The organism is Nocardioides sp. (assembly GCF_031397825.1).
In the GTDB taxonomy this organism is placed as follows: domain Bacteria; phylum Actinomycetota; class Actinomycetes; order Propionibacteriales; family Nocardioidaceae; genus Nocardioides.
Window position 1 is genome coordinate 1 of record NZ_JANNML010000217.1, and the last position, 26,145, is coordinate 26,145.

The following is a 26,145-nucleotide window of genomic DNA, read 5'->3' on the forward strand; positions in this document are numbered from 1 at the left end:
GGCGCGATGTTGCAGACCCTGCAACATCGCGCCGACTCGGCTCCCGGCGGACCAGACCATCGTGGAGCGAAAGCCACCGGGACCCTCCCCGCGCGGCTGCCGGAAGCCCTAGGCTCCGCAGCATGCGCCGTCTGGTCACCATCGTCGTCAGCCTCGTCGTGCTGGTGGGCGTGTTCTGTCTCCCGGCCCTGTTCTACTCCACCGACGGGGCCGACGACGGCAGCTACGAGGAGACGACGATCTCGGCCTACCAGGCGACCTTCGACGTGGCCGACAACGGCGACCTCGACGTGGTGGAGACGCTGACGGTCGACTTCCCGAGCTACGGCAAGCACGGGATCTTCCGCTTCTGGGACCGCACCGACCCCAACGACCCCGGGGCTCGTCGTACGGTCGAGGACGTCGAGGTGACCTTCGACGGCGGGGACGTGGCGTTCGAGGAGTACCGCGAGCAGGGCGGGCGCTACCAGGTGGCCAAGATCGGCGACCCGGACTCCACGGTGCCGGTCGGCAGCCACACCTACGAGATCAGCTACCACATCGACGGGGTCCTCATCGAGGGCTCCGGGGCGTCGCCCACCCAGCTCTACTGGAACCTCATCCCGTCGGGCTGGCGCCAGGGCATCACCGCGGCGGACCTGACCGTCAACCTCCCCGCTCCCGCGCAGGAGGTGCTCTGCACGGTCGGCGTCGGCGAGGGCACGCCGTGCACGGTCGCGGGGGAGGGCACCCAGCAGCTCACGATCACCGCAGCCGGCCTGGCGCGCAACACCCCGGTGACGCTGCAGACCGGCCTCGACATCGAGACGCCGGCCGCCGGCAACGCGGTGCCGTGGTCGCCGCGGTGGGACACCGTCCTCGGTGGCAGCCCCGTCGGGCTCGGCATCATCGCCGCCCTCGCGGCCCTCGCCGGGCTCGCCGGGCTGCTGCTCGCGCGGCGCTCCTACGAGGCCAACCCCCAGTTCCCGTTGATGTATGCCCCACCTGAGGGCATCGGCCCGGCCCAGGCGGCCTACGTCTACACCGAGAAGATCGACCGCGAGGGCTACGTCGCGACACTGCTGCACGCGGCCGAGAAGGGCGCGATCGACCTGCAGAAGAACGGCGACGCCTGGACCATCACCGACAAGGGGGGATCCCAGGGCTGGGCCGGCCTCGACCCGGTCACCGTCAGCGTCGCGCACCTCCTCGGCGGCCCCGGCACGTCGTTCACCGCGGCACCGAAGGACGTCGCGGCCGGCAAGCGGCTCAAGACCGAGATCGCTGCGTTCGAGGCGGCGACCAAGAGCTGGGCGAGCCAGGGGCACCACCTCGTCTCGGCCGGGCTCGGTGGCTTCGGGGGGCTGCTGGTCATCGCCGCCTTCATCGCCGCGATCGCCAACGTCTTCGCCAACCCGTTCAACGTCACCATGCTGGGGCTCGTCCCCGGGGCCTTCTTCGTCTTCGGCTCCCCGCTGCTCAAGACCGGGGCCAGCACCAAGCGCACGAAGAGCGGGCGTGACCTGTGGTCGCGCGTCGGCGGCTTCCGCCGGGTGCTGGCGACCGACTCGAGCATCGAGCGCTTCGACTTCTCGGGCCGCCAGGAGCTCTACACGGCCTACATCCCGTGGGCGGTCGCGCTGGGCTGCGCCGACGAGTGGGCCGCCAAGTACCGCACCGAGATGGGCGCCGAGCCGCCCACCCCGAGCTACTTCGGCCCGGGCTACGCCGGCTTCTACGCCGGATCCGCGATCAGCTCGATGGTCAGCGACTTCGACTCCACGGTGAGCAGTGCCATCTCGTCCTACCAGGCGACGCAGTCGTCCTCGTCCAGCGGCGGCGGGGGATTCTCCGGCGGCGGGGGCGGCGGTGGCGGAGGCGGCGGGTCATGGTGAACACTCACACCCACGCGTCATCCCAGCGAAAGAAGGCACGTCCGTGTTGATCCTCATCATCGTCCTGGTGGTCGTCGTCCTGCTCGTGGGCTTCGTCGTCGTCGGCTTCAACAAGCTGCGCACGACCGACGTCAACGCCGAGGAGGCCCTCGGCGGCATCGACGTCCAGCTCACCCGACGCGCCGACCTGATCCCCAACCTGGTCGAGACGGTCAAGGGCTACGCCGCCCACGAGAAGGGCGTCTTCGACGAGGTGACCAAGGCTCGCGCCGGCGTGCAGCAGGCGGCCGCGGGCAGCGACGTCCCCGCCAAGGCCGCGGCCGACGCCGCCCTCCAGCAGGCCCTGGTCAGGGTCAACGCCGTCGCCGAGGCCTACCCCGACCTCAAGGCCAACACCAACTTCCTCGAGCTGCAGCGCCAGCTGGCCGAGACCGAGAACCAGATCTCCTTCGCCCGGCAGTACTACAACGACGCCGTCGCCACGCTCAACAAGCTGGTCCTCACCATCCCGTGGATGTTCCTCACCGGCATGGCCGGTGTGCACAAGCGGGAGTTCTACGACGCGCCCGACGCGCACGTCGCGGCGCCCAGCATCGAGTTCTGACCTCGCAGGAGGTCGCGGCGGCGCGTCGAAACCCGGTGACGTGTGCAGGCGCCCGGGGTCACCGCGTCTCCACGACCGCTCGCTCCGCTCGCTGCTCGACCGACGGGCCGATCAGGCAGCGGCGGTCAGCGTGGCGAACTCGTCGTCGGTGAGCTCGATGCCGGCGGCGGCGACGTTGGACTCGAGGTGGTCGACGCTCTTGGTGCCCGGGATCGGCAGCATGACCGGCGAGCGACGCAGCAGCCAGGCGAGCGCGAGCTGGGACGGCGTGGCGCCGTGCTCGGCCGACGCGGCGGCGAGCGGGCCGTCGGACCTCGACAGCTCCCCGGTGGCCAGCGGGAACCACGGGATGAAGCCGATGCCCTGCTCCTCGGCGTAGTCGAGCAGCGGCTCCGCGTCGCGCGCGGCGAGGTTGTAGAGGTTCTGCACGGTCGCGATGGTCGCGACCTGCTGGGCGGCCCTGGTCTGCTCGACGCTCACCTCGGACAGGCCGATGTGGCGGATCTTGCCCTCGTCCTGCAGCTTCTTGAGCTCGCCGACCTGGTCCTCGAGCGGGACGGCCGGGTCGATGCGGTGCAGCTGGAAGAGGTCGATGGCCTCGAGGCCGAGGTTGCGCAGCGAGAGCTCGGCCTGCTGGCGGAGGTACTCCGGGCGTCCCACCGGAGTCCAGATGCCGGGGCCCTGTCGGGTCAGGCCGGCCTTGGTGGCGATGACGACGTCGTCGGCGTAGGGGTGCAGCGCCTCCTGGAGGAGCTGCTCGGCGACGACCGGCCCGTAGGAGTCGGCCGTGTCGAAGAACGTCACGCCGAGCTCGACCGAGCGGCGCAGGACGCGCACGGCCTCGTCGTGGTCCTTCGGCGGGCCCCAGACGCCGTCACCGGTGAGCTGCATGGTGCCGTAGCCGAGGCGTACGACGGGCAGGTCACCGCCGATCGCGAAGGTGCCGGAGGGTGCTGCGGTCGTGTCGGTCGTCGTGCCCGTGGTCTCGGTGGTCATGTGTCACATCTCCTTCTCGGTGCGGTCGCCCGCCCAGGTGGTGTGGAAGGTGCCCTCGCGGTCGATCCGCTCGTAGGTGTGAGCACCGAAGTTGTCGCGCAGGCCCTGGATCAGCGCGGCGGGCAGTCGGGTGCGTCGCAGTCCGTCGAAGTAGGCCAGCGACGACGAGAACGCCGGGGTCGGGACGCCCGCGCGGGCAGCCGTGGCGACGACCTCGCGCCAGGCGTCGACGCCGTCCTTGACCGCGTCGGCGAAGTAGGGCGTCGTGAGCAACGTGGTCAGGTCGGGCTCGGAGGCGTAGGCCTCCTTGATCCGGTCGAGGAACTGCGCGCGGATGATGCAGCCGCCGCGCCAGATCGTCGCGGTCTCGCCGAGGTCGACGTCCCAGTCGTGCTCCTCGGAGCCGGCCGCGATCTGGTCGAAGCCCTGGGCGTAGGCCACGACCTTGGACGCGTAGAGCGCCGCACGGACCTGGTCGACGAAGACGTCGCGGTCGACCTCGACGCGCTGCTCCTCGGGCGTCGTGGAGAACATCTCCTGGGCCGCAGCGCGCTGTGCGGTGTGGCCCGACAGGCTGCGCGCGAAGGTCGCCTCGGCGATGCCCGTGATCGGGACGCCGAGGTCCAACGCGCTCTGCACGGTCCAGCGGCCGGTGCCCTTCTGCTCCGCAGCATCGCGTACGACGTCCACGAACGGCTTGCCCGTCTCCGCGTCGGTGTGACGCAGCACGTCGGCGGTCATCTCGATCAGGAACGACTCGAGGTCGCCGCCGTTCCAGTTCTCGAAGACGTCGGCGATCTCGGCAGGCTCGAGACCCGCGACGCTGCGCAGCAGGTCGTAGGACTCGGCGATCAGCTGCATGTCGGCGTACTCGATGCCGTTGTGCACCATCTTCACGAAGTGCCCCGCGCCGTCAGGGCCGACGTGGGCCGCGCACGGGGTGCCGTCGACCTGCGCGGCGATCGACATGACGACCGGCTCGAGCACCTCGAAGGCGTGCTCGGAGCCGCCGACCATGATCGAGGGGCCCTTGAGCGCACCCTCCTCGCCGCCCGAGACGCCCATGCCGACGAAGTGCAGGCCCTTCTCCTCCAGGGCCTGCTGGCGACGCAGGGTGTCGGTGAAGTGCGCGTTGCCGGCGTCGACGACGATGTCGCCCTCGTCGAGCAGCGGCACCAGCTCGTCGATCACCGCGTCGGTCGGCTCGCCGGCCTTGACCATGACGATGATCGCGCGCGGCTGCTGGATCGAGGCGACGAACTCCTCGAGGCTCTCGGTCGCGACAAAGGCGCCGCCGTGCTCGGTCGGCTCGTCGCCGAACTCCTCGACCAGCGCGGTGGTCCTGGCCGTGGTGCGGTTGTGCACCGCGATGGTGTGCCCGTGGTTGGCGATGTTGCGAGCCAGGTTGCGGCCCATCACCGCCAGACCCGTCAGACCGATCGTCGCTGTTGCTTCCGTTCTGGAGGTCGCCATGACTCCATGTAACTCCGGCGGTCAAGATCGTGTTCCCGCTGTAGGCCTGGCTCCACCAGCGAGGAGGCGCTCGTCGTACGACGTGCCGTGCTCGCCGCCGCGCATCCCCCACCGGGTTGCGACGCTCCAGCACGACCTCGCGGGCTCGGTCGTGCTGGCTCGCTCAACCTCTTCTGAGTCGCTCCTTCGCAGGCTCAGGAGCGTCAGAAGACGTTGAACGGGCGGAACTGCACCGAGATCCGGGGCCCGGCCTTGGCGACCTTGGGGACCGCGTGCTCCCAGGTGCGCTGGCACGTGCCACCCATCACGACCAGGTCGCCGTGGCCCATCTCGACGGCGATCGAGTCGCCGCCCCCGCGCGGACGCAGGCACAGGCGCCGGGGGTCGCCGACCGAGACGATCGCGACCATCGTGTCGTGGGTTCTGCCGCGGCCGATGGTGTCGCCGTGCCAAGCAACGGAGTCGCGGCCGTCGCGGTAGTAGCAGCAGCCGGCGGTGCGGAACGGCTCGCCGAGCTCGGGCAGGTAGTGCTCGGTGAGGGCGTCACGCGCCTCGGTGAGGACCGGGTGGGGGAGGTCCTCGCCGATCATGTAGGTGTAGACCAGCCGCGGCACGTCGACGAGCCGGTCGTACATCTGGCGCTTCTCCGCCCGCCACGGCACCGCGCGGACCAGCGTGGCGAGGACGTCGTCGGCATCGGGCACCCACGAGCGCAGCACGTCGACCCAGGCGCCGTCCCCGAGCTCGCGCCGCTCGATCCCCGCAAAGGACCGCAGGTCGTTTGTCGGGGCCTCGAAGAGCGTGGTCTGGAAGTCCATGCCCCCACGATACGCGAGACGTCGAACAGGTGTTCGACGTCCGCCTCGGCGTGTCAGGCCGTCTCAGGCCAGCGCGCGCCGCATCTGCTCGATCGTCTCGTCGGCGACCTTGTCGAGCTTGCGCCGGATCACGAGCGGCACGACCAGGTTGCCGAGGAGGCCGAAGTCGAAGTCGGCGCGGTAGTGGATCGACGTGCCGCTGCCGCCGGGGGCGGGGGAGAAGCCCAGCGAGTCGGTCGCGGTGGCCGACGTGTTCCTGCCGCGGAACTGCACGCGCGTCGGCCGCTCGTAGGTGATCGTCTCGTAGGTCAGCTCGACACGCCGCCCCATGAACTCCGAGGTGTTGGCGTACGTCGTGCCCAGGCCGCCGTCGCCGCCCGTGCGGGTGGTCGACACGGTGCCCGGGTCCCACTCCTCGGTGTGGGTGAAGTCCCCGAGGTAGGCGAAGACCTCCTCGATCGGCCTGGCCACGGTGAAGGTGCGCTCGACATGCATGAGTCCAATCTACGGATCCGGTCCAGCCCGGGGGTGCCTCAGGGGCATGCCCGGTGGCGCATCCTTGGAGCAGCACGAGACGCTGGTCCCATGACGGACGCCCCGCTCCTCGCCGGCCCGGTCGGACGCGTGGCCGCGGCCCGTGTCGAGGACCTCACCAAGACCTACGGCGAGGGCGACGCGATGGTCCGCGCGCTCGACGGCGTGACGTTGGACCTCTATGCCGGCGAGTTCACCGCGGTCATGGGACCGAGCGGCTCCGGCAAGTCGACCCTGATGCACTGCTGCGCCGCGCTCGACTCCGCGACGAGCGGCTCGGTGCTGATCGGCGAGCAGCGCCTCGACGACCTGGGCGACAAGGCCCTGACCCGGCTGCGCCGCGACGAGATCGGCTTCGTCTTCCAGTCCTTCAACCTGATCCCGACCCTGACCGCGGCGGAGAACATCCTGCTCCCGTTGTCGATCGCAGGTCGCAAGCCCGAGCCCGGCTGGTACGACGAGGTCGTCGCGACCGTGGGCCTCGGCGACCGCCTGGGCCACAAGCCCAACGAGCTCTCGGGCGGCCAGCAGCAGCGTGTCGCGGTCGCGCGGGCCCTGGTCAGCCGACCGCGGATCGTGTTCGCCGACGAGCCCACGGGCAACCTCGACTCCCGCTCCGGAGCCGAGGTGCTGGACCTGCTGCGCAGCAGCGTGCGCGACCACGGCCAGACGGTCGTCATGGTCACCCACGACCCGGTCGCCGCCGCCTACACCGACCGGGTCGTCTTCCTCGCCGACGGCCGGGTCGTCGACGAGCTGCGCGACCCCGACCGCGAGCAGGTCATCGAGATCATGACCCGCATGTCCGACCCGGGCGCCTGATGTTCCGCGCTGCCCTGAAGAGCCTGCTCGGCCGCAAGGTCCGCCTCCTGATGAGCACGTTCGCGATCGTGCTGGGCGTGGCGTTCGTGGCCGGCTCGCTGATCTTCTCCGACACCCTGAGCCGCAGCTTCACCGCGCTCTTCTCCTCCACGGTGGGGGACGTCGTCGTACGTCCCGAGAGCAGTGGTGGGACCTCCGGCGGCTTCTCCTCGCTCACCGTCCCCGCCTCCGTCGTCGACGACCTCGAGGGCCTGCCGGGGGTCGCGCGGGTCGACGGCAACGTCAACGCCTTCGGGGTCTACGTCGTCGGCGAGCACGGCAAGGTCATCGGCGGCCTCGGTCCGCCGGCCCTGGGCGGCAACTACACGACCGCACCGTCGGCCGGAGGGGCCGGCCTCGCACTGCTCGACGGCGTGGAGCCGCAAGGGGCCGACGAGGTGGTGCTCGACGACCGCACCGCCGAGAAGGCCGGCTACGTCGTCGGCGACACGGTCCCGCTGCTCACGCCGCGTGGTGCCAGTCGGCTCGCGCCGACCCTCGTGGGCGTCGTCGGCTTCCCCGACGGCGGCTCGCTCAACGGGGCGACGCTCGCGGTCTTCGACACCGCCACCGCTCAGGACCTCTTCCTCGACGGGGACGACGCCTTCAGCGACATCTGGGTCACCGCCGAGGACGGCGTGTCCCAGGCCGACCTGGCGGCGACCGTCGAGAAGGTGCTGCCCGGCGACGTGGAGGCCGTCGAGGGGGACACCGCCGCCGACGAGTCGGCCGACGACCTGCTCGAGGCGGTCTCGTTCATCACCACGTTCCTGCTGATCTTCGCGGGCATCTCCCTGGTGGTCGGGTCGTTCCTGATCGTCAACACCTTCTCGATCCTGGTCGCCCAGCGCAGCCGCGAGCTGGCGCTGCTGCGCGCGCTCGGCGCCTCCAAGCGGCAGGTGATCCGCTCGGTGCAGCTCGAGGCGTTCGTGCTCGGTGTGCTCGGCTCGACGGTCGGCATGGGGCTGGGCGTGCTGCTCGCGATGGCGCTGCGGGTGCTGTTCGCCCAGTTCGGCCTCGACCTGTCGGGGCAGCCGCTGGTGTTCGAGGCGCGCACCGTGCTGGCGTCGTACGTCGTCGGAGTGCTGGTCACCATGGCGGCCGCGTGGCTGCCGGCCCGACGCACGGCCCGGATCTCGCCGGTCCAGGCCATGCGCGACGACGTGGCGCTCACCGAGAGCTCGATCCAGCAGCGCTTCTGGCGCGGTCTCGCGCTCGGGGTGCTCGGCCTCGTGGTGCTGGGGCTCGGGCTGTTCTCCGACCTGCCCTACGGCGGCCAGATGACCGGCGGCGGGATCCTCTTCGTCCTGCTGGCCGTGGCGGCGATGAGCCCGGTGATCTCCCGGCCCTTCCTGCTCGGCGCCCGCGCTGTCTACACGCGCTTCTTCGGACCGATCGGCAACCTGGCCGGCCAGAACTCCCTGCGCAACCCCCGTCGCACCACGGCGACGGCCTCGGCGCTGATGATCGGCCTGACGCTCGCGTGCACGATGGCGATCGTCGGTGACTCGGCCAAGGCGTCCGTGGATGCGTCGGTGAGCGACAACTTCGTCGGCGACTACGTCGTGAGCAACGTCTTCGGCGGGGAGTTCAACGCCACCATCGCCGACGAGATGGCGCAGGTGCCGGGCGTCGGTCAGGTGATCCGCGAGCGCTTCCAGCTCGTCGAGCGCGACGGTGACGCCCAGGGCGTGGTCGCGACCGACCCGGCCACGATCGACGGTCTGGAGCTCGACGTGCTCGACGGCTCGACGTCCGACCTGCGCGACGGCACGGTCCTGCTCGACGAGACCTTCGCCGACGACGAGGGCCTCGTGGTCGGCGACACGGTCGACGTCACCGTGCCGACCGGCGAGAAGTCGTGGGAGGTCGTCGGGGTCTACGCCGAGAACCCGGTCGTCTTCTCCCCGGTGCTGACGACGCTGACGACGCTCGTCGACGCGGGCTACGAGCCGGCCGACAACGCGCTCATCGTCTTCGCGGAGCCGGGTGCCGCCGACCTCCAGGCGGGCCTCGACGAGGTCGTCGCCGACCTGCCGATCGTCACCGTCAAGGACCAGGCGGCCTTCGCCCAGGAGCGCCGTGAGCCGATCGACCAGTTCGTGCTGATCATCTTCGCCCTGCTCGGGCTGGCGCTGATCATCGCCGTCCTCGGCATCGTCAACACCCTGGCGCTGTCGGTGATCGAGCGGACCCGCGAGGTCGGACTGCTGCGGGCCATCGGGGTCTCGCGGGCGCAGCTGCGCTGGATGATCACCCTGGAGTCCGTCGTGATCTCGGTGCTCGGCGCGGTGCTGGGCGTGCTGCTCGGCGTCGGCTTCGGCATCGCCCTGATGTACGCCGTGCGCGACGAGGGCCTCGAGGTCATCAGCGTGCCCTACGGGCAGCTGGGCGTCTTCCTGGCGCTCTCGGTGGTCATCGGGATGCTCGCCGCGATCCTGCCCGCGCGGCGGGCGGCACGGCTCGACGTGCTCCGCGCCATATCAACAGAGTGACCCCCAAGTAAAATCACGAGACCCTTGCCACATCGGACTACCCCCATTCGGGGGACGGGAGGGGTGGTTCGGCCCTACCGTGGGCGCGTGGAAGAAGCGCTCCTCACCGACGGACGGACGCTGAAGCACGTCCAGGTCCGCGAGTACGTGCGTGCCCTCGTCACCGGCAGCGCCCCCGGCTCGCCCGCTCCCTCGGAGCGCGAGCTGGTCCACCGCTTCGGCGTCGCCCGCATGACGGTGCGCCAGGCGCTCGACGCGCTGGTCGTCGAGGGGCTGCTCGAGCGGATCCCGGGTCGCGGCACCTTCGTGGCCCGACCACGGCAGTCCGTCAGCCGCATCTCCGGCTACACCGAGGACATGACCCGCCGCGGCATGCTCGCCGAGTCGCAGACCCTGCTCGCGCGCCGCGAGCAGGCCGGCCCCGGTGTGGCCCGCGCGCTCAACATCTCCGAGGGCGACGCGGTCATCCACTGGCGCCGGCTGCGCCGCGGTGACGGCACCCCCGTGTGCATCGAGGACGCCTACCTCAACGAGATCCTGCTGCCCGGCTTCCTCCAGAGCGGCATGCCCACCAGCCTCTACGACGCCCTCGACCAGCGCGGCCTGCGCCCCACCTGGGCCGAGGACTCCATCACCGCCGACCGGCCCACCGCCGAGGAGGCCGGCCTCCTCGAGCTGCCCGTCGGCGGGGTCGTGCTGCGACAGTCGCGCCGCGCGATGGCCGGCGACAAGACCGTCGAGGTGTCCCGCTCGGTCTACCGCGCCGACCGCTACACCATGTGGGTCCAGCTCGGCGGGTGAGTGTCGCGGCCCGGCCGCCACCTCACGTCGGGTGCAGGTGCCCCAGCGCGGCGGCGACCTCGCCGGTCTCCTCGCAGACCCAGACGGGGTCGGGGCCGCCGAGGTCGGGCTGGATGTAGAGCGAGTGCACGGGGCCGTCCTCGCAGTCGAGGCACAACGGCCACCGACCGCGGTTCTCGAAGAGCGAGTCCTGCACGTCCTGGGCCACCAGACCGGCCACGAAGACACCGCCCTCGGGCCACTGCTCGGCCCACCACTTGCGGGCCGCGCAGGCGTCCTCGAGGGCGGACACGGCCTCGGCCGTCGCCTGGCGCCGGGCCTGCAGGTCGGCCAGGACGAGGGCACGGGCCTCGAAGAACAGGGTGTCGTCCACAGGCCCATTGTGCGCGAGTTTCAAGGCGGGCCGTCCCCGGGCACCACCAGGCCATGCCCTCCACCCCGTCAGCGCACCCGTCCAGCTCCCTCGAGGTGTCCTCGTGGGACGACCTCGCCGCCCTGCCCGCCCGCATGGGAGAGCTCGCCGAGCAGGCCGACGCGATCGTGCGCCACGCCCGCGCCTGGGTGTGCCGGCGCGTCGGCTTCGAGCCGAGCCCGGTGTGCGTGCTGCGGCCGCTCGCCGCAGCCATGGACCCGCTCGAGACCGCCTTCGTCGAGCTCGGGCGACGCCTCGACGACCAGTGGCGCGACCTCACCGACGGCGTCCGGGCGGCCGCGGCCGACCTGGCCGCCGCCGACACCGCGACCGCGCACGACCTCGCCGGCCTCGCCGGCCTCGCCGACCTCGCGGCGAGCGGTGCCGCATGAGCACCGCAGCCGCCCTCGGCCTCCTGGCACCGCGCGAGGGCCAGGCCGAGCGGAGCCACGACACCACCTTCGAGGCGTGGGACCTCGGCCTGTCGGCCCTGCGTGACGTCGTCAACCTCGGCATCCGGGCGATCAACCAGGCCGGGGTGGGCCTGCGCGAGCTCCCCGACGGCAGCCTCGAGGAGCTGCTGGTCCTCCCGCTGAGCGGTGACTGGTCAGCGATCCGGCAGAACGCCGTGGCCTGCCACCAGGTCGAGGACGCGCTGTCCACGTGGAGTCGGCACGTCGTCGGCCTCGGGGTCCACGCCGCGCTCGTCTGGCGCGGCGCTGCCGCGTCGTCGTACGTCGTGCGCGTGGAGGGCCTCGCGCTCGCCGGCCGCGCTGTCGGGCTCGTGGTCGGTCGCACGGCCCTGCTCCTCGACGAGGTCGCCGACTTCTGCGAGGCGCTCGCGGTGCGCGTCGAGCGGCTCCTGGTCGAGCTGGGGGAGACCCTCGCCCGGCTGGCCCGCCGCATCCTCACCCGCGCCGCCGGTCCGCTCGGCTGGGCGGTCTTCGCCGCCGACGTCGCGACGTCCGGGTTCGGTGCGGTGACCGACATCGTCGACGACGTACGACGCGTGGCCGACACCATCGACACCCTCACCGCCCTGCAGCACCAGGTGGCCGACTGGGCCCGGGTGCAGGCGGCGCGGCTGGAGTCCTGCGGCGGGCTCCCCGACCTGGTGCCCGGCACGCCCTAGAGTCACCCCATGGGCAGAGGGCTCCTCGAGGTGGCGGTGCTCCACGCGCGCGACATCGCGGGCTGCGAGCAGGGTGGCGCCGACCGGCTCTCGCTCGCCGTGGAGGGCGACGGCGTCGGTCGCTCGCCCGACCTCGCGGCCGCCGCGCAGGTCATCCGCGGTACCGAGCTGCCGGTGCGGGTGATGCTGCGGCTCAACGACTCGCTCACGACGACCGGCGGGGAGTTCACCCGGCTGATCGGGCTCGCGGAGGAATACGTCTCCCTCGGCGCCGAGGGCGTGGTCTTCGGCTTCCTCGACACGGACCTGGAGATCGACACCGAGACCTGCGTGGCGCTGGCGCGGGCGCTGCCCGGGGTCCCGTGGACCTTCCACAGCGGCTTCGACCAGGCGCTCGAGCCGCGCCGGGCCTGGCGTGACGTGACGCGGCTGCCGGGCCTCAGCGCCGTCTGCTCCGGGGGCTCGCCGCAGGGGCTCACCCATGGCTACGACGACCTGCTGGCGGTGCTCGACAGCGACGCGGACGTCGCGCGGTTCCTGATGCCGTCGGGCGGCCTCCTGCCCGAGCACGTGCCGTGGCTGCTGCGCGCCGGCGTCCGGCAGTTCCGCGTCGACCTCCAGGTCCGGCCGGGTGGGACGTCTCGCTCCTACGTGGACGCCGACTTCGTCCGCTCCTGGCGTCTGATGCTCGACGACGCCGCCGACCGCACGGCGTGAGACCCGCGTGACGGTCCTCATCGACCCACCCAACGCGGCGGGCCACGGCCGGCTCTGGTCGCACCTGGCCAGCGACGTCTCCTACGACGAGCTGCACACGTTCGCTCGGCGGGCCGGGATCCCCGAGCGGGGCTTCGACCGGGACCACTACGACGTCCCGTCGGAGTGGTACGACGCGGTCGTGGAGCTCGGTGCCGAGCAGGTCAGCTCACGCGAGCTGGTCTCCCGGCTGGTCGCCGCCGGGCTGCGTCGACGCAAGACGGGCAAGCTCGGCTGACACGTTGGCCCGGGCCGGCTCCTCCCAGTGCTCGCGGGCGTAGGAGGTGTGGAAGAGGCGGGGCTTGGCCAGCAGGTCCTCCAGGACGGCCGTTCGCCCGGTGACGAACAGGTCGTCGGGCACGTGGCGGTAGTCCACCCGCACGGTCGCGACGTACTCGTCGTAGCGCGCCCCGTCGGAGGCGAGGATCGCGAGGTCGGCGTCGGAGAGCGCGCAGCCCCCGAGGTCGTCGGGCTCGGGCCGGTGGGTCTCGGTGAGCCGCACCAGCCGGGCCACCTCGGTGACGACCTCGTCCGCGACCAGCCCCGGCAGCGCCCGCTCGACCCACGCGGCGGAGCGCTCCTCGGCGTCGCGCTCACCGTCGTAGACGCCGTCGTGGAACCACGCCGCCAGCAGCACCGGGGCCCGGTCGAAGGTCGCGCCGGCCCGGTCGAGCTCGTCGAGCCGGGTGAGGACCTCGCCGAGGTGGCGCACGTCGTGGTAGCCGCGCGTCGGGTCGGCGTAGGCCGCCAGCAGCTCGTCGCGCAGGTCGAGCGAGGCGGCGTCGGTCAGCGGCCAGGCCGCAGGGAGGTCCACGCGGGCCATTCAAGCAAACGGTGCCGCTCAGACCCGCGTCGCGGGCAGCGTCATGGCGGTGACGTGCAGGCGCGGGGACCAGTGCGCGGTGCAGCTCTGGGACAGGACGATCGAGCCGAGGTCGACCCGAAGACCGGTGCGCACCTCGACGTCGGCGACGGCGAGACGCTGCACGTGACGGCGCTCCGGTCCGCCGGAGACGACCACCGTGAGCTCGCTTGCGGTGCGCAGGTCGCGACCGAGGATGAAGGCGCCGCGACGGTCGGTGCGGGTGCGCTCGACCTCGGTGCCCTCGGCGTCGATGAGGGAGACCGGGGCGGCGAGCAGGCCCAGGCCCGTGGCCGCGTCGAGGACCCGACCGGTGATGACCGCGCTGCGTTCGACGACGACCTCGGTGACGACCATCTCGTCGCTCGCGACCGGACCCAGCCCGAAGGTGCCTCCCAGGACGCCCAGCGACGGCTCGAGGACCAGGTCGTAGGAGCCGGGCGCGAGACCGCTGTGAGCGCCGACACCGTCGTGCACCGTGAGCGGGTGGCACTGGCCGCTCCCGGTGTCGACCAGGCTGCCCCGGGCGGCCGGGACGGCGACACCGTCCGGCAGCGTGAGGCGCACGGCCACGGTCGCGGTCGGGGTGTCGATCCGGACCAGGGTCTCGGGACGGTCGGCGTTGACGGCCACGGGCGCGGCACAGACCGAGCGGCGGGCGTCGTACGCCGTGAGGCTGAGCGCGCCGCTCGGCAGACCGGCGGCGAGGAAGCGGCCGTGGGCGTCGGTGCGCAGGTCCCAGCGGCGCCCGTCCTCGTGGCGGACGTGCACGCGGGCGTGGCGCTCGGGCAGCTCGTTGGCCTCCACGACACCGCGCAGGACCGTGACCTCCTCGAGCCGCAACGGCTGCTCGAGGTCGTCTCCCGAGCGCAGGTCGACCATGACGTGGGTGCTGCCGTGACGGCGCGGGTCCGCGAGCGGTCGGTCGTCCTCGACGTCGAGACGGTAGCGGCCGGGTGCCAGGGTGAGCCGGAAGGTCAGGTCACGCGAGCGTCGCCGCCCCAGGACCAGCCCGGTGTCGTCGGACCAGGTCAGGAGCGCGACGCAGGGACCGGGTGCCTCGATCGTGCCGTGGACCACTGCCGCTGTCGTCATGACCGCCCGTCCCCTCCTCCGTGGTCACCTCCACATCGGGCGACCCTGGGGCGACGTTAGGAAAACGATCCCCTGTCCCGGATCAGGCTGCGCACAAGAAAGCCTCAAGAAGCGGCGCGGGGGCCGGCGCCCATGGCCCAGCGGATCGTCCCGGTGGCCAAGCCACCCAGGGCGCGCACCACCGTGCGCTCCGACACCGGCAGCCAGGGCAGGCGCAACGGCAGGCGGCTCCACCGCGGCATCAGCCCGATGCCTGCCGCCATGAGGACGCCGTAGGGCGCCCGTGCGGCGAGCGGCAGGGGCGGCTTGAAGAGCAGGAAGCGCACGGCCTCGCGGGCCTCGGGGGAGCCGCGCAGCTCGGAGCGGTACGACGCCAGCACGGCGCGCAGCTCGGCCTCCGTGGTCGGCGGGTCCACGACACCGAGGCGTCGCGCGACCTCGCCGGTCTGGGCGACGTACTCGTCGCGGCCGGCCTGGTCCAGCGGCTCCTTGCCGTAGACCTGGTGGGCCAGCAGGAAGCTGTCGACCTCGGCGACGTGCACCCACATCAACAGGTGCGGGTCGGAGGCGGCGTAGGGCGTGCCGTCGGGCATCGTGCCGGTGAGGCGGGCGTGGATGGAGCGCACGATGTCGACCGCCTGCTGGGCGTCCTCTGCCGTGCCGAACGTCGTGACCGCGAGGTAGCGGCTGGTCCGGTTGAGGCGTCCCCACATGTCACCGCGGAAGCCGGAGTGCTCGGAGACGGCCCGCATCGCCGCGGGGTGCAGGGTCTGCAGCAGCAGGGCGCGGATGCCGCCGATGAACATGGAGGCGTCGGCGTGCACGCGCACGATCGCACTGTCGGGCTCGAACCACCGCGGCCCCGGTGTGCCGTGGATGCGGGCCGCGTGAGCGGCGCCGTCGGGTCCGGCGACCCGCAGGAACAGGGCCTCACCGAGTCGGTCTCGCGCACCACTCACCATCGACACGTCCTCCATGGTGCCAGGGGGCTGTGCACGTGGCTGTGCACGTGGCTGTGCACGTGGATGGGACCGGGCGACGGGGCGGCCGGCTCAGCCGTGGTGGGCCTGGTGCGTCAGCGAGAGCACCGGTGGGGTCACCCGCGGCACCCAGAAGCGGACCCTGGTCCCCTGCGGCCTCCGCTCGAGACGGCACCAGCCCCCCACGAGCTCGGCACGGTCACGCATCGTGGCGAACCCGCGGTGTCCAGGGGCGGCGGTGACCTCGTCGTGGCCCTCGCCGACGCCGACACCGTCGTCGGCGACCTCGACCTCGACGCCGCCGGAGACGGCGCGCACGACCGCCTCGACGGTGGAGGCGCCTGCGTGCTTGCGCACGTTGGTCAAGGCCTCCTTGGCGATGCGCAGGGCCTGCGTGTGCACGCTGTCGGAGAGGTGGAGGGAGACGTCGTCGGGGCCTGGTGCTCCGCCCTCAGCGACCAGCGCACCGGGCAGTGCTCGAACACGTGACCAGCCGCCTCCCGGAGCGCCTCGTCGAAGCCGGCCTCGGTGTCCGGCGTCTCGAGCTCGAACAGCAGGTCACGCAGGCCGTTGCCGACCGAGGCGACGGTCTCCTGGAGCTGCGCGACCGATGACGCGAGGTCCGGGGCGACCTCCTGGACCCGACGGGCCAGGAGCCCCAGGCGCAGGTCGACGGCCGCGAGCGCTTGGACCGACTCGTCGTGCACGTCCGCAGCGATCCGGGAGCGTTCCTCCTCCTGTGCCGCCACCACGCGCCTCAGCAGGTCGGTCCGCTGCTGTGCCAGGCGGGCCAGCCCGGCCGACGCAGCGAACCCGTCGAGCGCGAAGGAGATGTTGTCGGCGAGACCCTCCAGCAGCTCGCGGTGCTGGCCCTCGAAGACCCGGGGCCCGTCGGACCAGAGGCTGATGACGGCGACGAGCGTGCCCTCACGCCGAAGGGGGAGCGCGGCCGTGCCGCGGATGCCGAACGCGGCAGCAGCCTGGTGCCACGGCGCGTCCTCCTCCTCGGTCGCGTCCGCGCTGAAGACCGGCCGGTCCTCGAGGAGGGCCGTCGCCGTCGGGCCGGCGCTGAGCGGGTTGTCCGGGGCGAGCGTGAAGTCGATGCGGTCGAGGTGGTCGGTGATGGCTCCTGCCCGGGCCAGGGTCCGGACCGAGGTGCCCTCGCCACGTGCGACCACCCACGAGCCCAGGTAGCCACCCTCCTCCACCGCGATGCGGCAGGCCTCGGCGAACAGCTCGTCCGGCTCCCGCGCCAGGACGACCGCCTGGTTGAGTGCAGCGATGGTGCGGTAGGCCCGGCGGACCCTCCTGCCCGGCGTCTGAGCCTGCTGCTCGCGCCGCGGAACCCGGTCAGGACCGTCGGCGTCCCACGACCGCGTCCGCACGCTAGGTTGCGGTTGGGGGCGCTCCCCATGAGCAGAGGAGCACGCGATGCAGGCACGGACGAGCAGGGTCACCGGAGCGCTCGCGGGGGCTGCCCTGGCCCTGACCGTGCTCACGCTCACCGGCAGCCCGGCCGGGGCTGCGACGGGCACGGCGGCGTCCGGTCCGGTCGTCACCACGACCCGGGGCGACTGGCAGGTGCGCACCACCGCGCCCGGACGTCACGTCGTCTCCTGGACCTCGCCGCGACGGCTGCCCCTCACCTCCGACCGGCCGCTGGTCGTGGCGACGTCGGGCGTGGACGCCGACGGCGCCGTGATCGGCGTACCGACGCTGTCGGCCGACGGCCGCACCCTCACCAGCGTGGTGTCGTCACGCAGCGTGCCGGACCCGGCCGACCTCGAGGTCGTGCTGTCCGGTCGCGTCCTCGACGAGGCCCGGGTCGCCGTCGCACGCCGCGGAGGTGGGGGCGCTGCCGCGACCGTGCCGGTCAAGCAGGTGCTGTCGGCCGACCCCGGGGTGGCCGGTCCCCACGCGGTCGTCACGAGCGACTACACCCTCGATCCGGTGAAGCTCCCGGGCATGCCGGAGCCGATCGAGATGGTGGGGCACGTCGTGGAGCCCGACCTCGCCGCGGCGACCGGACCACGACCGCTCGTGGTGTTCCTGCACGGCAGGCACGAGGTCTGCTACCTGCCTCCCGGCACGGAAGGCGACCTGGGTCCGTGGCCCTGTGCGGCACCGGCCCTCGAGATCCCCAGCCACCTCGGCTACGACTACGTCCAGCGGCTCCTGGCGACCCAGGGCTACGCGTCGGTGTCGATCCGGGTCAACGGCATCAACGCGCAGGACTTCCGGCTGCCCGACGGAGGAGCCGGCGCGCGCGCCGAGATCGTGCGCGCACACCTCGACCACTGGGTCGACCTCGCCGCCGCGCACCAGGTCGACCTCGACCGGGTCGTCCTGGTCGGTCACAGCCGCGGCGGTGAGGGTGTCGACCGCGCCTCCATCAGGATCGGCCTGGACGCGCCCTACCGCGTCGTCGGGCAGGTGCTGCTCGCCCCGACCGACTTCGGGGTGCAGACCGCGCCCTACGTCCCGACCGTCACCGTCCTGCCCTACTGCGACGGCGACGTCAGCGACCTCCAGGGCCAGAAGTTCACCGACGTGTCCCGCGACCTGACGACCGACGACACCTCCCTCAAGAGCTCGGTCCTGGTCATGGGCGCCAACCACAACTTCTTCAACACCGAGTGGACCCCGGCCACCGCTGTCGCCCCGGCGGTCGACGACTGGTTCGGCGCCGACACCGAGGGCTGCGGGCGGAAGTCGCCCGACCGGCTCAGCGCCGCGGGCCAGCACCGCGTCGGACGCACCGTCGTCGCGGGTGCCGTGCGAGTCTTCGCCGGCGAGCAGCAGTTCCTCCCGCTCTACGACGGCTCGGCCGCCACCGTCGACTCCCTCGACGGGGCCGACCTGCGCAGCCACGCCCTGGGAGGCGGCCGTGACGTGCGTCGGCCGGCCCTGGGGACCAGCCCGACCCTGCCCGTGGGTGCGACCTCGCAGTTCTGCGTCGGTGCTGCGGGGTTCGAGAACCGCTTCGGCCGCTGCGGCCGCACCCTCACGGACGTCGTGACGCCGCACTGGGAGACCGACGGCGCCCGCGTGCCGACAAGGCGCTTCCTCGAGATGGCGTGGACGGCCGTCGGTCAGCGGGCCGGCCTCGGCCTGGACCGTCCCCTCGACCTGTCGAGCAGACGGCTCGAGGTGCGCACCATCGTCGACAACGCTGGCGGCGACGTGGTCCTCGGCGTCCGGCTGACCGACGCCGACGGTGCCACCGCCGAGGTGGCGCCCGAGGGCGGCGGGCTGGTCCCGGCACTGCCGAGCGTGCCCTCCGGCACCAAGCTGTGGGCACAGGCCCTGGTCGTCGACCCCACGGGGGCGAGTGGTGTCGACCTGTCCCGGATCACCGCGGTGGAGCTGGTGGCGGGCAGCGCGAGGGGCCGGGTCTGGGTCGCGGACCTGGCCAGCGCTCCCGCGTCGCTGTCGCCGGTGCCGGAGCGGCGGTTGCCGACCCTCTCGCTGTCGGGGCTGCGCCTCGTCGAGGGCGATGCCTCCGGCACCCGCGTGGCGCTGATGCCGTTCCGGGTGGACGGCGAGGTCGCGCGGCCGATGCGGGTCGAGGTCGTCACCGTGGGCCAGGCGCGGGGAGCGGTCCAGTCGTTCACCATCGACCTGGCGCCCGGCCAGACCTCCGGCAGCGTGCCGGTGGCCTACGACGCGGACCGCCGCGACGACCTCTCACCCTCGGTGACGACGGCGTCGATCTGGGCCACGCGCAACGTCATGACCGACGCCTACGTCGCCGACGTGCGCATCGAGGACGACGACCCCGCTCCACGGGTGACGGTGACCTCCGTGTCCCCAACGGTGCGCGAGGGCGAGCGGGCCGAGGTCGTGGTGAGGCTGGGCAGCACGGTCGACTACGACCTGTTCGTGCAGGCTCGGGTGCTGCGCTCACCCAGGGGACTGCGGGTCTCCGACGTGCCGGCCGCCTGGTTTCAGCGCTACGGCTACAGCGAGGACCCCGAGGCGACGCTCGCCTCGACCCGGCTCTCGCTCTACGAGCAGGTGCGAGGCGGGCAGCGTCGCGTCGTGGTCAGCGTGCCGGTCGCCCGCGACGGCCTCGCCGAGCGGCGCGAGTCGATCACGCTGCGGCTCGTCGTCGGCCGCGAGCGGTTCACGCGGACGATCTTCGTGGCCCGCAGTGCCGGTGCCTCAGCGTCGGGCTGAGGCCTCCGCCCGAGGCATGACGAGCGTGCCGAGCGACTTGTCCTGGTTGAGCTGGATGCTCAGGCCCTCGACCGAGATGCGGTCGTAGTTGGCGTCGAAGGAGTTGAAGGCGACCAGGGTCATGCCCGACTGGGCGCGCAGCTTGCCGCCGACGAGGAAGGAGCCGGTGCTGGAGGTCGCGGTCTCGGAGACCATGGCACCGGACTTGTCGAAGAGCCGCACCGTGGCCCCACCCATGGGCATGCCGCCGTCCTCACGGACGATCCGGCCCGTGAACGCACCGCCCTTCTGGGTCAGCCTGAAGCTGCCGAAGGCCGTGCGGCCGGGGCGGACGACGCCGTTCTTGACGCTGCCCGTGCGACCGATCCAGCGACCCACGTCCGGCACCACGATCCGGTAGCGGCCCGGGAAGAGGCCTTGGAAGCTGACGCTGCCCTTGCGGACCTTGGAGGTCCAGAACTGTCCGGTCCTCCGGCTGATCGCCGTCGCGAACGTGGTGCCCTGCAACGGCTTGCCACCTGCGTAGAGGTCGACGAGCAGCCCGCCCGCCTGCTTCGGGAGGGAGATCTTGACGTTGGCGAACGTGCCCGCGCCGAGGTTGCGGACGTAGCTGCTCCTGCCGACGAACTGCTTGCGGCGGTCGTAGGTGAAGACCGAGTAGCTGGCAGCCGGCAGACCACCGATGGCGAACTGGCCCTTGTCGTTGGCGATGGTCTCGAAGGACTGCTCGTCGGGGTTGGCCGCGACGACGCGGGCCTTGGCCCCCGGCCTGCCGCCGGCGAGCACGGTGCCCGTGATCGCAGCGCCCTTGCGCATGCGGACGTCCTTGGAGGCGGTCGATCCGGACCGCACCTTCACGAAGACGTCGGTGGGGGCGAACTTGTTGACGTCGTAGGAGGGGCGCTTGTCGACGAACTGGAGGTGGTAGTTGCCGGCCGGGAGCGAGATCGAGTAGGCGCTCCCGAAGACGTTGCGGGCGCTGAGGTAGGTCCAGTCGGCCTTGAAGATGAGCATCTTGAGCTTGAGCGGGGCACCGCCGGTCGTGCCGAAGATGTTGCCGCGCACCTTGCCCGTCGGGTCGGCGGCCGGGGCACCGGCGGTGGGGACCAGCAGCAGCAGCCCCGCCAGGAGGGCCCCGAGGACGGCGATGACGAGGCCGCGGCGACGGACGAGCGAGAGGGACGACATGAGTGCTTCCGGGTTCGTGACCTGGGCGCCCGAGTGCCCACTGGTCGATCTGTCTCCATGGTAGGTCGACCCCGGCGGTCGCGCGCCCGAATCGAGGTGGCCGGCGTCATGCTCGGCGCGGCAGCCGCTGTGTTGGCGACGTTTGCGCCGTGAGGAGCGGGGGACGTATGAGCCATGACGCAGCCCCCACAGTCCCCACCGCCGTCCGGCCCGCCCGCCGGCTGGATCCAGCTCACGCTCCAGGGCAACGCGCTGACGAGCAGTGTCGTCCCGCCGACGGTGCGGCTCAACGGCTACCCCGTCGCCACGGCGTACGGCGTCAACGCGCTGCCGGTGCCCGCCGGTCGCTGGCGGGTCGAGGTGCACTGCCAGTGGCTGCGCCAGTTCGGCCAGGCGGCGCTGGACGTCGACGTGGCGCCCGGGCAGCAGGTGCCGGTCTTCTACGCCGCGCCCCTGCACCAGTTCACGACCGGCTCGATCGGCTTCGCGCAGCAGAAGCGCAAGGGCATGGCCTTCTTCGTGGGGCTGATGGCCTTCATCGCGGTCGTGGCCGCGCTGCTGGTGGTCGGCGCCCTTCTCTGAGCCCGCTCAGCCCGGCAGGTCCTCGGGCTTGCCGGTGAGGTCCTCGGCGTCGACGATCCGGTAGGCGTAGCCCTGCTCGGCCAGGAAACGCTGCCGGTTCTGGGCGAAGTCGGCGTCCACGGTGTCGCGGCTGACGATCGTGTAGAAGTGCGCCGACTTGCCCTCGGACTTGGGCCGCAGCAGCCGGCCGAGGCGCTGCGCCTCCTCCTGGCGTGAGCCGAAGGACCCCGAGACCTGGATCGCGACCTCGGCCGACGGGAGGTCGATGGAGAAGTTGGCGACCTTGCTGACGACCAGCAGGCCCACCTCGCCGGTGCGGAACGCCTCGAAGAGCCGCTGGCGCTCCTTGACCGGGGTCTCGCCCTTGATGACGGGGGCGTCGAGTGCGGCGGAGAGCTCGTCGAGCTGCTCGATGTACTGACCGATGACCAGCGTCGGCTGACCGGGGTGCTGGGCGACCAGGTCGCGGACCACCTGGATCTTGTGGTGCGTGCACGAGGCGAGGCGGTAGCGCTCCTCGGGCTCGGCCGTGGCGTAGACGATGCGCTCGTTGGTCGGCAGCGTCACCCGCACCTCGACGCAGTCGGCCGGCGCGATGTAGCCCTGCGCCTCGATGTCCTTCCACGGGGCGTCGTAGCGCTTGGGGCCGATGAGGGAGAAGACGTCGCCCTCGCGGCCGTCCTCGCGCACCAGCGTCGCGGTGAGGCCGATGCGGCGCCGCGCCTGCAGGTTGGCCGTCATCCGGAAGATCGGCGCCGGCAGCAGGTGGACCTCGTCGTAGACGACCAGGCCCCAGTCGCGGGCGTCGAGAAGCTCGAGGTGGGTGTAGACGCCCTTCCGGCGCGTGGTGAGGACCTGGTAGGTCGCGATCGTGACCGGCCGGATCTCCTTGACGGCACCGGAGTACTCACCGATCTCGTCCTCGGTCAGGCTCGTACGACGGACCAGCTCGTCCTTCCACTGGCGCGCGCTCACGGTGTTGGTGACCAGGATCAGCGTCGTCGCCTTGGCATGGGCCATGGCGGCCGCGCCGACCAGGGTCTTGCCGGCGCCACACGGCAGCACGACCACACCGGAGCCGCCGTGCCAGAAGGAGTCGGCCGCGTCGCGCTGGTAGTCGCGCAGGTGCCACTCGGACTCGTCGAGGAAGATCGGGTGCGCCTCGCCGTCGACGTAGCCGGCGAAGTCCTCGGCCGGCCAGCCCAGCTTGAGCAGCGCCTGCTTGAGGTTGCCGCGCTCGGAGGCGTGGACCGCCACGGTGTCGGCGTCGAGGCGCTCGCCGATCATCCCGGCGACCTTCTTGGCGCGCAGCACCTCCTCGAGCACGGGCCGGTCGTTGCTGGCCAGCACCAGGCCGTGGACCGGGTGCTTCTCCAGCCGCAGCCGGCCGTAGCGCGCCATCGTCTCGGCGATGTCGACCAGCAGCGCGTGGGGCACGGCATAGCGGCTGAAGGCCAGCAGGGTGTCGATCACCTGCTCGGCGTCGTGGCCCGCCGCGCGCGCGTTCCAGAGCCCCAGGGGGGTCAGCCGGTAGGTGTGGATGTGCTCGGGGGACCGCTCCAGCTCCGCGAACGGTGCGATCGCCCGACGGCACGCCTGCGCCTGCTCGTGGTCGATCTCGAGCAGGAGGGTCTTGTCCGACTGGACGATGAGGGGGCCGTCGTTCACCCGGCGAGTCTACGGACCGGGTGCCGGGGCTCCTGGGCGGCCGCGATCAGGCGCTGGCGGACGCGTTGGTCGACTCGCCGGCCGACTCGGCCTTCTGCCGTGCGCGGTAGGCCGCGACGTTGGCACGCGACGAGCAACGGTCGGAGCAGTAGCGCCGGGACCGGTTGGGCGAGGTGTCCACGAAGACGTGCGTGCACGGCGCCGACGAGCAGACCCCGAGCCGGGTCGGGCCGAGGTCGCAGACCAGCGTGGCCAGGCCGAGGAGCGCCTCGCCGACGAGCAGGTCGGCGACGGACGCGGCCTTGGTCGCGACGTGCAGGTGCAGGTCGCCGGGGTCGTGGTCGGAGATCCGCGGCGTGATCGGGTGGCGCACCATCAGCGCGTTGAGGCCCTCGATGACCCCCCGGTGGTCGTCGGCAGCGGACGCCTCGAAGACCGGGCGCAGCTCGCGCTGGAAACGGCGCAGGGTCACCAGGTCGCGCTCGGTGCACTGCTCGTGGAGCCAGTCGCGCCCCTCGAGGTGACCCACCAACGCCTCGACGTCGGCGAGCCCCGTGTTGAGGAGCCCGGCCGACCGCTCGGCGTACCTGACGAAGTCCACGGGCCTGAGTCTACGAAGCCGGGTCGAGCGGCCGCACGGCAGTGATGCGGTGGACCGCGAAGGTGCGCACGTCGTCGGAGCGGTGGTCGCGCGCGGTGAGCTGTCCGCCCTCGACCGTGAGGGGGTCGACGATACGGTCGGAGGCGCTGCCGTGGTTGTCGACATAGCTGATCAGGACCGCCCCGCCGAGCTCGATCGCCTCCCGCAGCGCGGCCAGGGAGCCGCTGGGTGACAGGGCCGCGTTGGTCGAGGGGCGCGACGAGGCGGCGCGGTCGCCGGAGCGGATGGCGGTGATGACCGCGGCGGCCCGGGCCGTCTCGCGCACCTGCGCGGCCGTCGTACGACGGTCCCGTGGCGGGCGGGCGCGCAGCTGGTCGGGGCGGGTCACCCGCACGGTGCCGTCGGCCGCCTCGACGACCGGCGCCGCGCCGAGGTCGCGCAGCCGGGGCAGCAGCACCTCGATCGGGGTGTCGCTGATCAGCACGGTCGGGGCGAGCCGGCGCAGCCCCAGCGGCCCCGCCTTGGGGTGGTGCAGCAGCTCGGTCAACGCGGCCTCGTCGTCGGCGCGCAGGAAGGACTCGGCGTGCCCGACGCGCACCACGCCGAAGGTGCGCACGGTGTCGTCCACCAGGTAGGTCAGCGGCTGGGGGACCGGGGTGCGCGAGACCGTGCCGAGGAACTCGTGGACCTCGGCGGCGGTCCAGCCCACGTCGAGCGCGCGCCGCACGGAGCCGGGGGTGAAGCGGTAGACCGTCGCACCGCCGCGCGACTCCACGTCGGCCACCAGCTGCAAGCGCCGGGCCAGCGCCGACTCCAGCGGGCCGGGTGCGACCGCGGTCAGGTCGGCCTGGATGAGCACGTGGTCGACCGGCTCGGGCAGCAGCGGACCGATGACGTCCGTGGGGTCCTCCCCGGCGAGCAGCAAGCGGCCGTAGGACGACACACCGCCCAGGCCGGTGACGCCGAGCGCCGCCGCCTCCTCGACCGACCAGGCGACCTGGTCGGCGCGCGAGCGGGGACGGCGCGGGCGCAGCCAGCCGAGCCGGGCGACCAGCGACGGCAGCCCGGTCCCGGTGGCGAGGACCTCGCCGGGGGGCAGCTCGGCCAGGAGGTGCAGCGTCATCTGGCGGGTCTCGGGCATGCTCCGCGCGGCGAGCTCGGCGGTGAGGACGTTCCACGGCTTGCCAGCGGGGTCGCGGGTGCCGACCAGAGCCGGCATCCGCGGGCTCTCGAGCCAGGACCGAGCCGCGATCGCCCACCGGTGGGGCACGTCCTTGGCCGACCAGGTGTCGAAGACGTCGGTCGGCACCCACACCGGATTGCCGTCCGCGTCGGCGCGCGAGGCCAGCAGGCCGGCCGTCGACGCGGTCTCGATGATCAGCGCCGCGGTCGGCTCGTCGACGTGGAGGAAGAGCGCCGCCGCCTTCAGCTCGCGTACGCCGAGCCCTCCGCTGCGCAGCGCGGCCGGCGGGTGGGAGCCCCAGTGGTCGAGCAGCAGCTCGAGGCGTCGTACGAGCTCGAAGGCGGCGCCGGCCGCGACCCGGTCGACGGTCTTCTGCTCGCGGGCGGTGGTGGCCAGCGGCGGGACCTCGTCGACGGGGTCGACGGTGGTGTGGCCGCCGCGCAGCTCGAGGCCGACCTCGCCGGGCAGCACGACGGTGCCGCCACCGCGGGGCACGAGCAGCCGTCGCGAGAGGAGCTCCTCGGCGGGGGTGGCCGCGTCGGCGGGGGAGATGGTGTGGCGCGCCGCGGCGGTGGTCGCCTGGCCGCCCTCGGACAGGACGTGGTCGAGCAGGGCGCTCGCGGCGGGGGAGAGCTCGGCCAGGCGGCGCTTCACCTCGGCTCGGCTCAGCGGGTCACCGCTGCGGGGCTGGAGGCCGCTCACACCGGCCGCGGTGCCGCCGCTCAGGGCCTCGCCGACGCCGGTCAGCGGGCGCAGCCCGGAGGTCGACTCCCACACCAGGGCGGTGTCCATGAGACGGTCCAGCGAGGCCTCGACGGTCGCGCGATCGGCGTGGACGGAGAGGCAGAGTTCTGCCGGTGTGGTTTGGCCGCTGACGACCAGGGCATCTAGGACAGAGAGCTCGAGGCGGGTGAGACCGTCGAGCGCTCGGACGACCGACGTACGGACTGCTGCTCGCGAGGCGAGCTGGCCGAAATCATGAGGGGCGGGAGTGGCGAGATCGGGACGCTCGGCGAGCAGACGGGACAGCCGTTCGTCCGACCAGCTGCGC

At 72.4% G+C, this 26,145-nt stretch carries 25 protein-coding genes; 11 read left to right on the forward strand and 14 right to left on the reverse strand.

The genetic code is table 11. From position 1 onward, the window contains the following. Positions 1-122 precede the first annotated feature (122 nt). Entirely contained in the window at positions 123-1,874 is a 1,752-nt protein-coding gene (locus tag RMN98_RS18215; protein WP_309650235.1) for a DUF2207 domain-containing protein, read from the forward strand. Positions 1,875-1,989: 115 nt separating this feature from the next. Then, positions 1,990-2,478, forward strand: a complete 489-nt coding sequence (locus RMN98_RS18220) for a LemA family protein (RefSeq protein WP_397210142.1) — start codon at positions 1,990-1,992, stop codon at positions 2,476-2,478. Between the two features lie 111 nt (positions 2,479-2,589). Here the strand turns inward: RMN98_RS18220 and RMN98_RS18225 are convergent, their stop codons facing one another. The 4 genes from RMN98_RS18225 to RMN98_RS18240 all read right to left on the reverse strand — a co-directional run bounded on the left by RMN98_RS18225 (position 2,590) and on the right by RMN98_RS18240 (position 6,260). Then, positions 2,590-3,474 (reverse strand): aldo/keto reductase, encoded by an 885-nt coding sequence (locus RMN98_RS18225; RefSeq protein ID WP_309650237.1) that lies wholly within the window; start codon positions 3,472-3,474, stop codon positions 2,590-2,592. 3 nt (positions 3,475-3,477) lie between these two features. Next, positions 3,478-4,947 carry an NADP-dependent phosphogluconate dehydrogenase gene (gndA, locus tag RMN98_RS18230; protein WP_309650238.1) on the reverse strand — a complete coding sequence of 490 codons (1,470 nt, stop codon included), beginning with the start codon at positions 4,945-4,947 and terminating at the stop codon, positions 3,478-3,480. A 203-nt stretch (positions 4,948-5,150) separates the two neighbouring features. Then, the gene (locus RMN98_RS18235; RefSeq protein WP_309650239.1) at positions 5,151-5,765 is read right to left on the reverse strand and encodes an alpha-ketoglutarate-dependent dioxygenase AlkB; all 615 of its coding nucleotides are present in this window, start codon (positions 5,763-5,765) and stop codon (positions 5,151-5,153) included. A gap of 63 nt (positions 5,766-5,828) precedes the next feature. Continuing rightward, complete coding sequence (locus RMN98_RS18240; protein WP_309650240.1) at positions 5,829-6,260, reverse strand: SRPBCC family protein; 432 nt, start codon at positions 6,258-6,260, stop codon at positions 5,829-5,831. A gap of 90 nt (positions 6,261-6,350) precedes the next feature. Here RMN98_RS18240 and RMN98_RS18245 point away from each other — a divergent pair, with 90 nt between their 5' ends. The 3 genes from RMN98_RS18245 to RMN98_RS18255 all read left to right on the forward strand — a co-directional run bounded on the left by RMN98_RS18245 (position 6,351) and on the right by RMN98_RS18255 (position 10,456). Beyond that, positions 6,351-7,121 (forward strand): ABC transporter ATP-binding protein, encoded by a 771-nt coding sequence (locus RMN98_RS18245; RefSeq protein WP_309650241.1) that lies wholly within the window; start codon positions 6,351-6,353, stop codon positions 7,119-7,121. Further along, on the forward strand, positions 7,121-9,655 hold the full coding sequence (locus tag RMN98_RS18250) for an FtsX-like permease family protein (protein ID WP_309650242.1): 2,535 nt from the start codon (positions 7,121-7,123) through the stop codon (positions 9,653-9,655). The genes RMN98_RS18245 and RMN98_RS18250 overlap by 1 nt, the downstream gene beginning before the upstream one ends. Positions 9,656-9,742: 87 nt before the next feature. Then, the gene (locus tag RMN98_RS18255) at positions 9,743-10,456 is read left to right on the forward strand and encodes a GntR family transcriptional regulator (protein ID WP_309650243.1); all 714 of its coding nucleotides are present in this window, start codon (positions 9,743-9,745) and stop codon (positions 10,454-10,456) included. A gap of 22 nt (positions 10,457-10,478) precedes the next feature. On the opposite strand, the gene RMN98_RS18260 is transcribed toward RMN98_RS18255, so the two are convergent. Next, the gene (locus RMN98_RS18260) at positions 10,479-10,829 is read right to left on the reverse strand and encodes a hypothetical protein (protein WP_309650244.1); all 351 of its coding nucleotides are present in this window, start codon (positions 10,827-10,829) and stop codon (positions 10,479-10,481) included. 53 nt (positions 10,830-10,882) lie between these two features. Between RMN98_RS18260 and RMN98_RS18265 the strand changes: the two genes are divergently transcribed. The 4 genes from RMN98_RS18265 to RMN98_RS18280 are packed head-to-tail and all read left to right on the forward strand — an operon-like array spanning position 10,883 to position 12,994. Continuing rightward, a complete protein-coding gene (locus RMN98_RS18265) occupies positions 10,883-11,260 on the forward strand; it encodes a hypothetical protein (protein ID WP_309650245.1) in 378 nt (125 codons plus the stop codon). After that, positions 11,257-12,000 carry a hypothetical protein gene (locus RMN98_RS18270; RefSeq protein WP_309650246.1) on the forward strand — a complete coding sequence of 248 codons (744 nt, stop codon included), beginning with the start codon at positions 11,257-11,259 and terminating at the stop codon, positions 11,998-12,000. Before RMN98_RS18265 ends, RMN98_RS18270 begins: the two co-directional genes overlap by 4 nt. A gap of 9 nt (positions 12,001-12,009) precedes the next feature. Then, positions 12,010-12,717 carry a copper homeostasis protein CutC gene (locus RMN98_RS18275; protein ID WP_309650247.1) on the forward strand — a complete coding sequence of 236 codons (708 nt, stop codon included), beginning with the start codon at positions 12,010-12,012 and terminating at the stop codon, positions 12,715-12,717. 7 nt (positions 12,718-12,724) lie between these two features. Beyond that, positions 12,725-12,994, forward strand: a complete 270-nt coding sequence (locus tag RMN98_RS18280; protein WP_309650248.1) for a DUF4031 domain-containing protein — start codon at positions 12,725-12,727, stop codon at positions 12,992-12,994. Here RMN98_RS18280 and RMN98_RS18285 read toward each other — a convergent pair. The 5 genes from RMN98_RS18285 to RMN98_RS18305 all read right to left on the reverse strand — a co-directional run bounded on the left by RMN98_RS18285 (position 12,926) and on the right by RMN98_RS18305 (position 17,078). Continuing rightward, positions 12,926-13,570, reverse strand: coding sequence for a hypothetical protein (locus RMN98_RS18285; RefSeq protein ID WP_309650249.1), 645 nt, complete (start codon positions 13,568-13,570; stop codon positions 12,926-12,928). The genes RMN98_RS18280 and RMN98_RS18285 overlap by 69 nt on opposite strands. A gap of 27 nt (positions 13,571-13,597) precedes the next feature. Further along, positions 13,598-14,713 (reverse strand): hypothetical protein, encoded by a 1,116-nt coding sequence (locus RMN98_RS18290; RefSeq protein WP_309650250.1) that lies wholly within the window; start codon positions 14,711-14,713, stop codon positions 13,598-13,600. A 104-nt stretch (positions 14,714-14,817) separates the two neighbouring features. After that, positions 14,818-15,675: an oxygenase MpaB family protein gene (locus tag RMN98_RS18295; RefSeq protein WP_309650259.1), complete on the reverse strand. Its 858-nt coding sequence runs from the start codon at positions 15,673-15,675 to the stop codon at positions 14,818-14,820. Positions 15,676-15,765: 90 nt separating this feature from the next. Further along, positions 15,766-16,095, reverse strand: coding sequence for an ATP-binding protein (locus tag RMN98_RS18300; RefSeq protein ID WP_309650251.1), 330 nt, complete (start codon positions 16,093-16,095; stop codon positions 15,766-15,768). Continuing rightward, the gene (locus RMN98_RS18305) at positions 16,056-17,078 is read right to left on the reverse strand and encodes a GAF domain-containing protein (protein WP_309650252.1); all 1,023 of its coding nucleotides are present in this window, start codon (positions 17,076-17,078) and stop codon (positions 16,056-16,058) included. The genes RMN98_RS18300 and RMN98_RS18305 overlap by 40 nt, the downstream gene beginning before the upstream one ends. A gap of 46 nt (positions 17,079-17,124) precedes the next feature. Here RMN98_RS18305 and RMN98_RS18310 point away from each other — a divergent pair, with 46 nt between their 5' ends. Further along, positions 17,125-19,872 carry a hypothetical protein gene (locus RMN98_RS18310; protein ID WP_309650253.1) on the forward strand — a complete coding sequence of 916 codons (2,748 nt, stop codon included), beginning with the start codon at positions 17,125-17,127 and terminating at the stop codon, positions 19,870-19,872. Here RMN98_RS18310 and RMN98_RS18315 read toward each other — a convergent pair. Then, complete coding sequence (locus RMN98_RS18315; RefSeq protein WP_309650254.1) at positions 19,858-21,060, reverse strand: carboxypeptidase-like regulatory domain-containing protein; 1,203 nt, start codon at positions 21,058-21,060, stop codon at positions 19,858-19,860. The genes RMN98_RS18310 and RMN98_RS18315 overlap by 15 nt on opposite strands. Positions 21,061-21,234: 174 nt before the next feature. Here RMN98_RS18315 and RMN98_RS18320 point away from each other — a divergent pair, with 174 nt between their 5' ends. After that, positions 21,235-21,642 (forward strand): hypothetical protein, encoded by a 408-nt coding sequence (locus tag RMN98_RS18320; protein ID WP_309650255.1) that lies wholly within the window; start codon positions 21,235-21,237, stop codon positions 21,640-21,642. A gap of 6 nt (positions 21,643-21,648) precedes the next feature. Here the strand turns inward: RMN98_RS18320 and RMN98_RS18325 are convergent, their stop codons facing one another. The 3 genes from RMN98_RS18325 to RMN98_RS18335 all read right to left on the reverse strand — a co-directional run. After that, on the reverse strand, positions 21,649-23,310 hold the full coding sequence (locus RMN98_RS18325) for a DNA repair helicase XPB (RefSeq protein WP_309650256.1): 1,662 nt from the start codon (positions 23,308-23,310) through the stop codon (positions 21,649-21,651). 46 nt (positions 23,311-23,356) lie between these two features. Further along, a complete protein-coding gene (locus tag RMN98_RS18330; RefSeq protein ID WP_309650257.1) occupies positions 23,357-23,911 on the reverse strand; it encodes a CGNR zinc finger domain-containing protein in 555 nt (184 codons plus the stop codon). Positions 23,912-23,921: 10 nt separating this feature from the next. Then, a partial coding sequence (locus tag RMN98_RS18335; protein ID WP_309650258.1) for a helicase C-terminal domain-containing protein occupies positions 23,922-26,145 on the reverse strand: 2,224 nt, incomplete at its 5' end.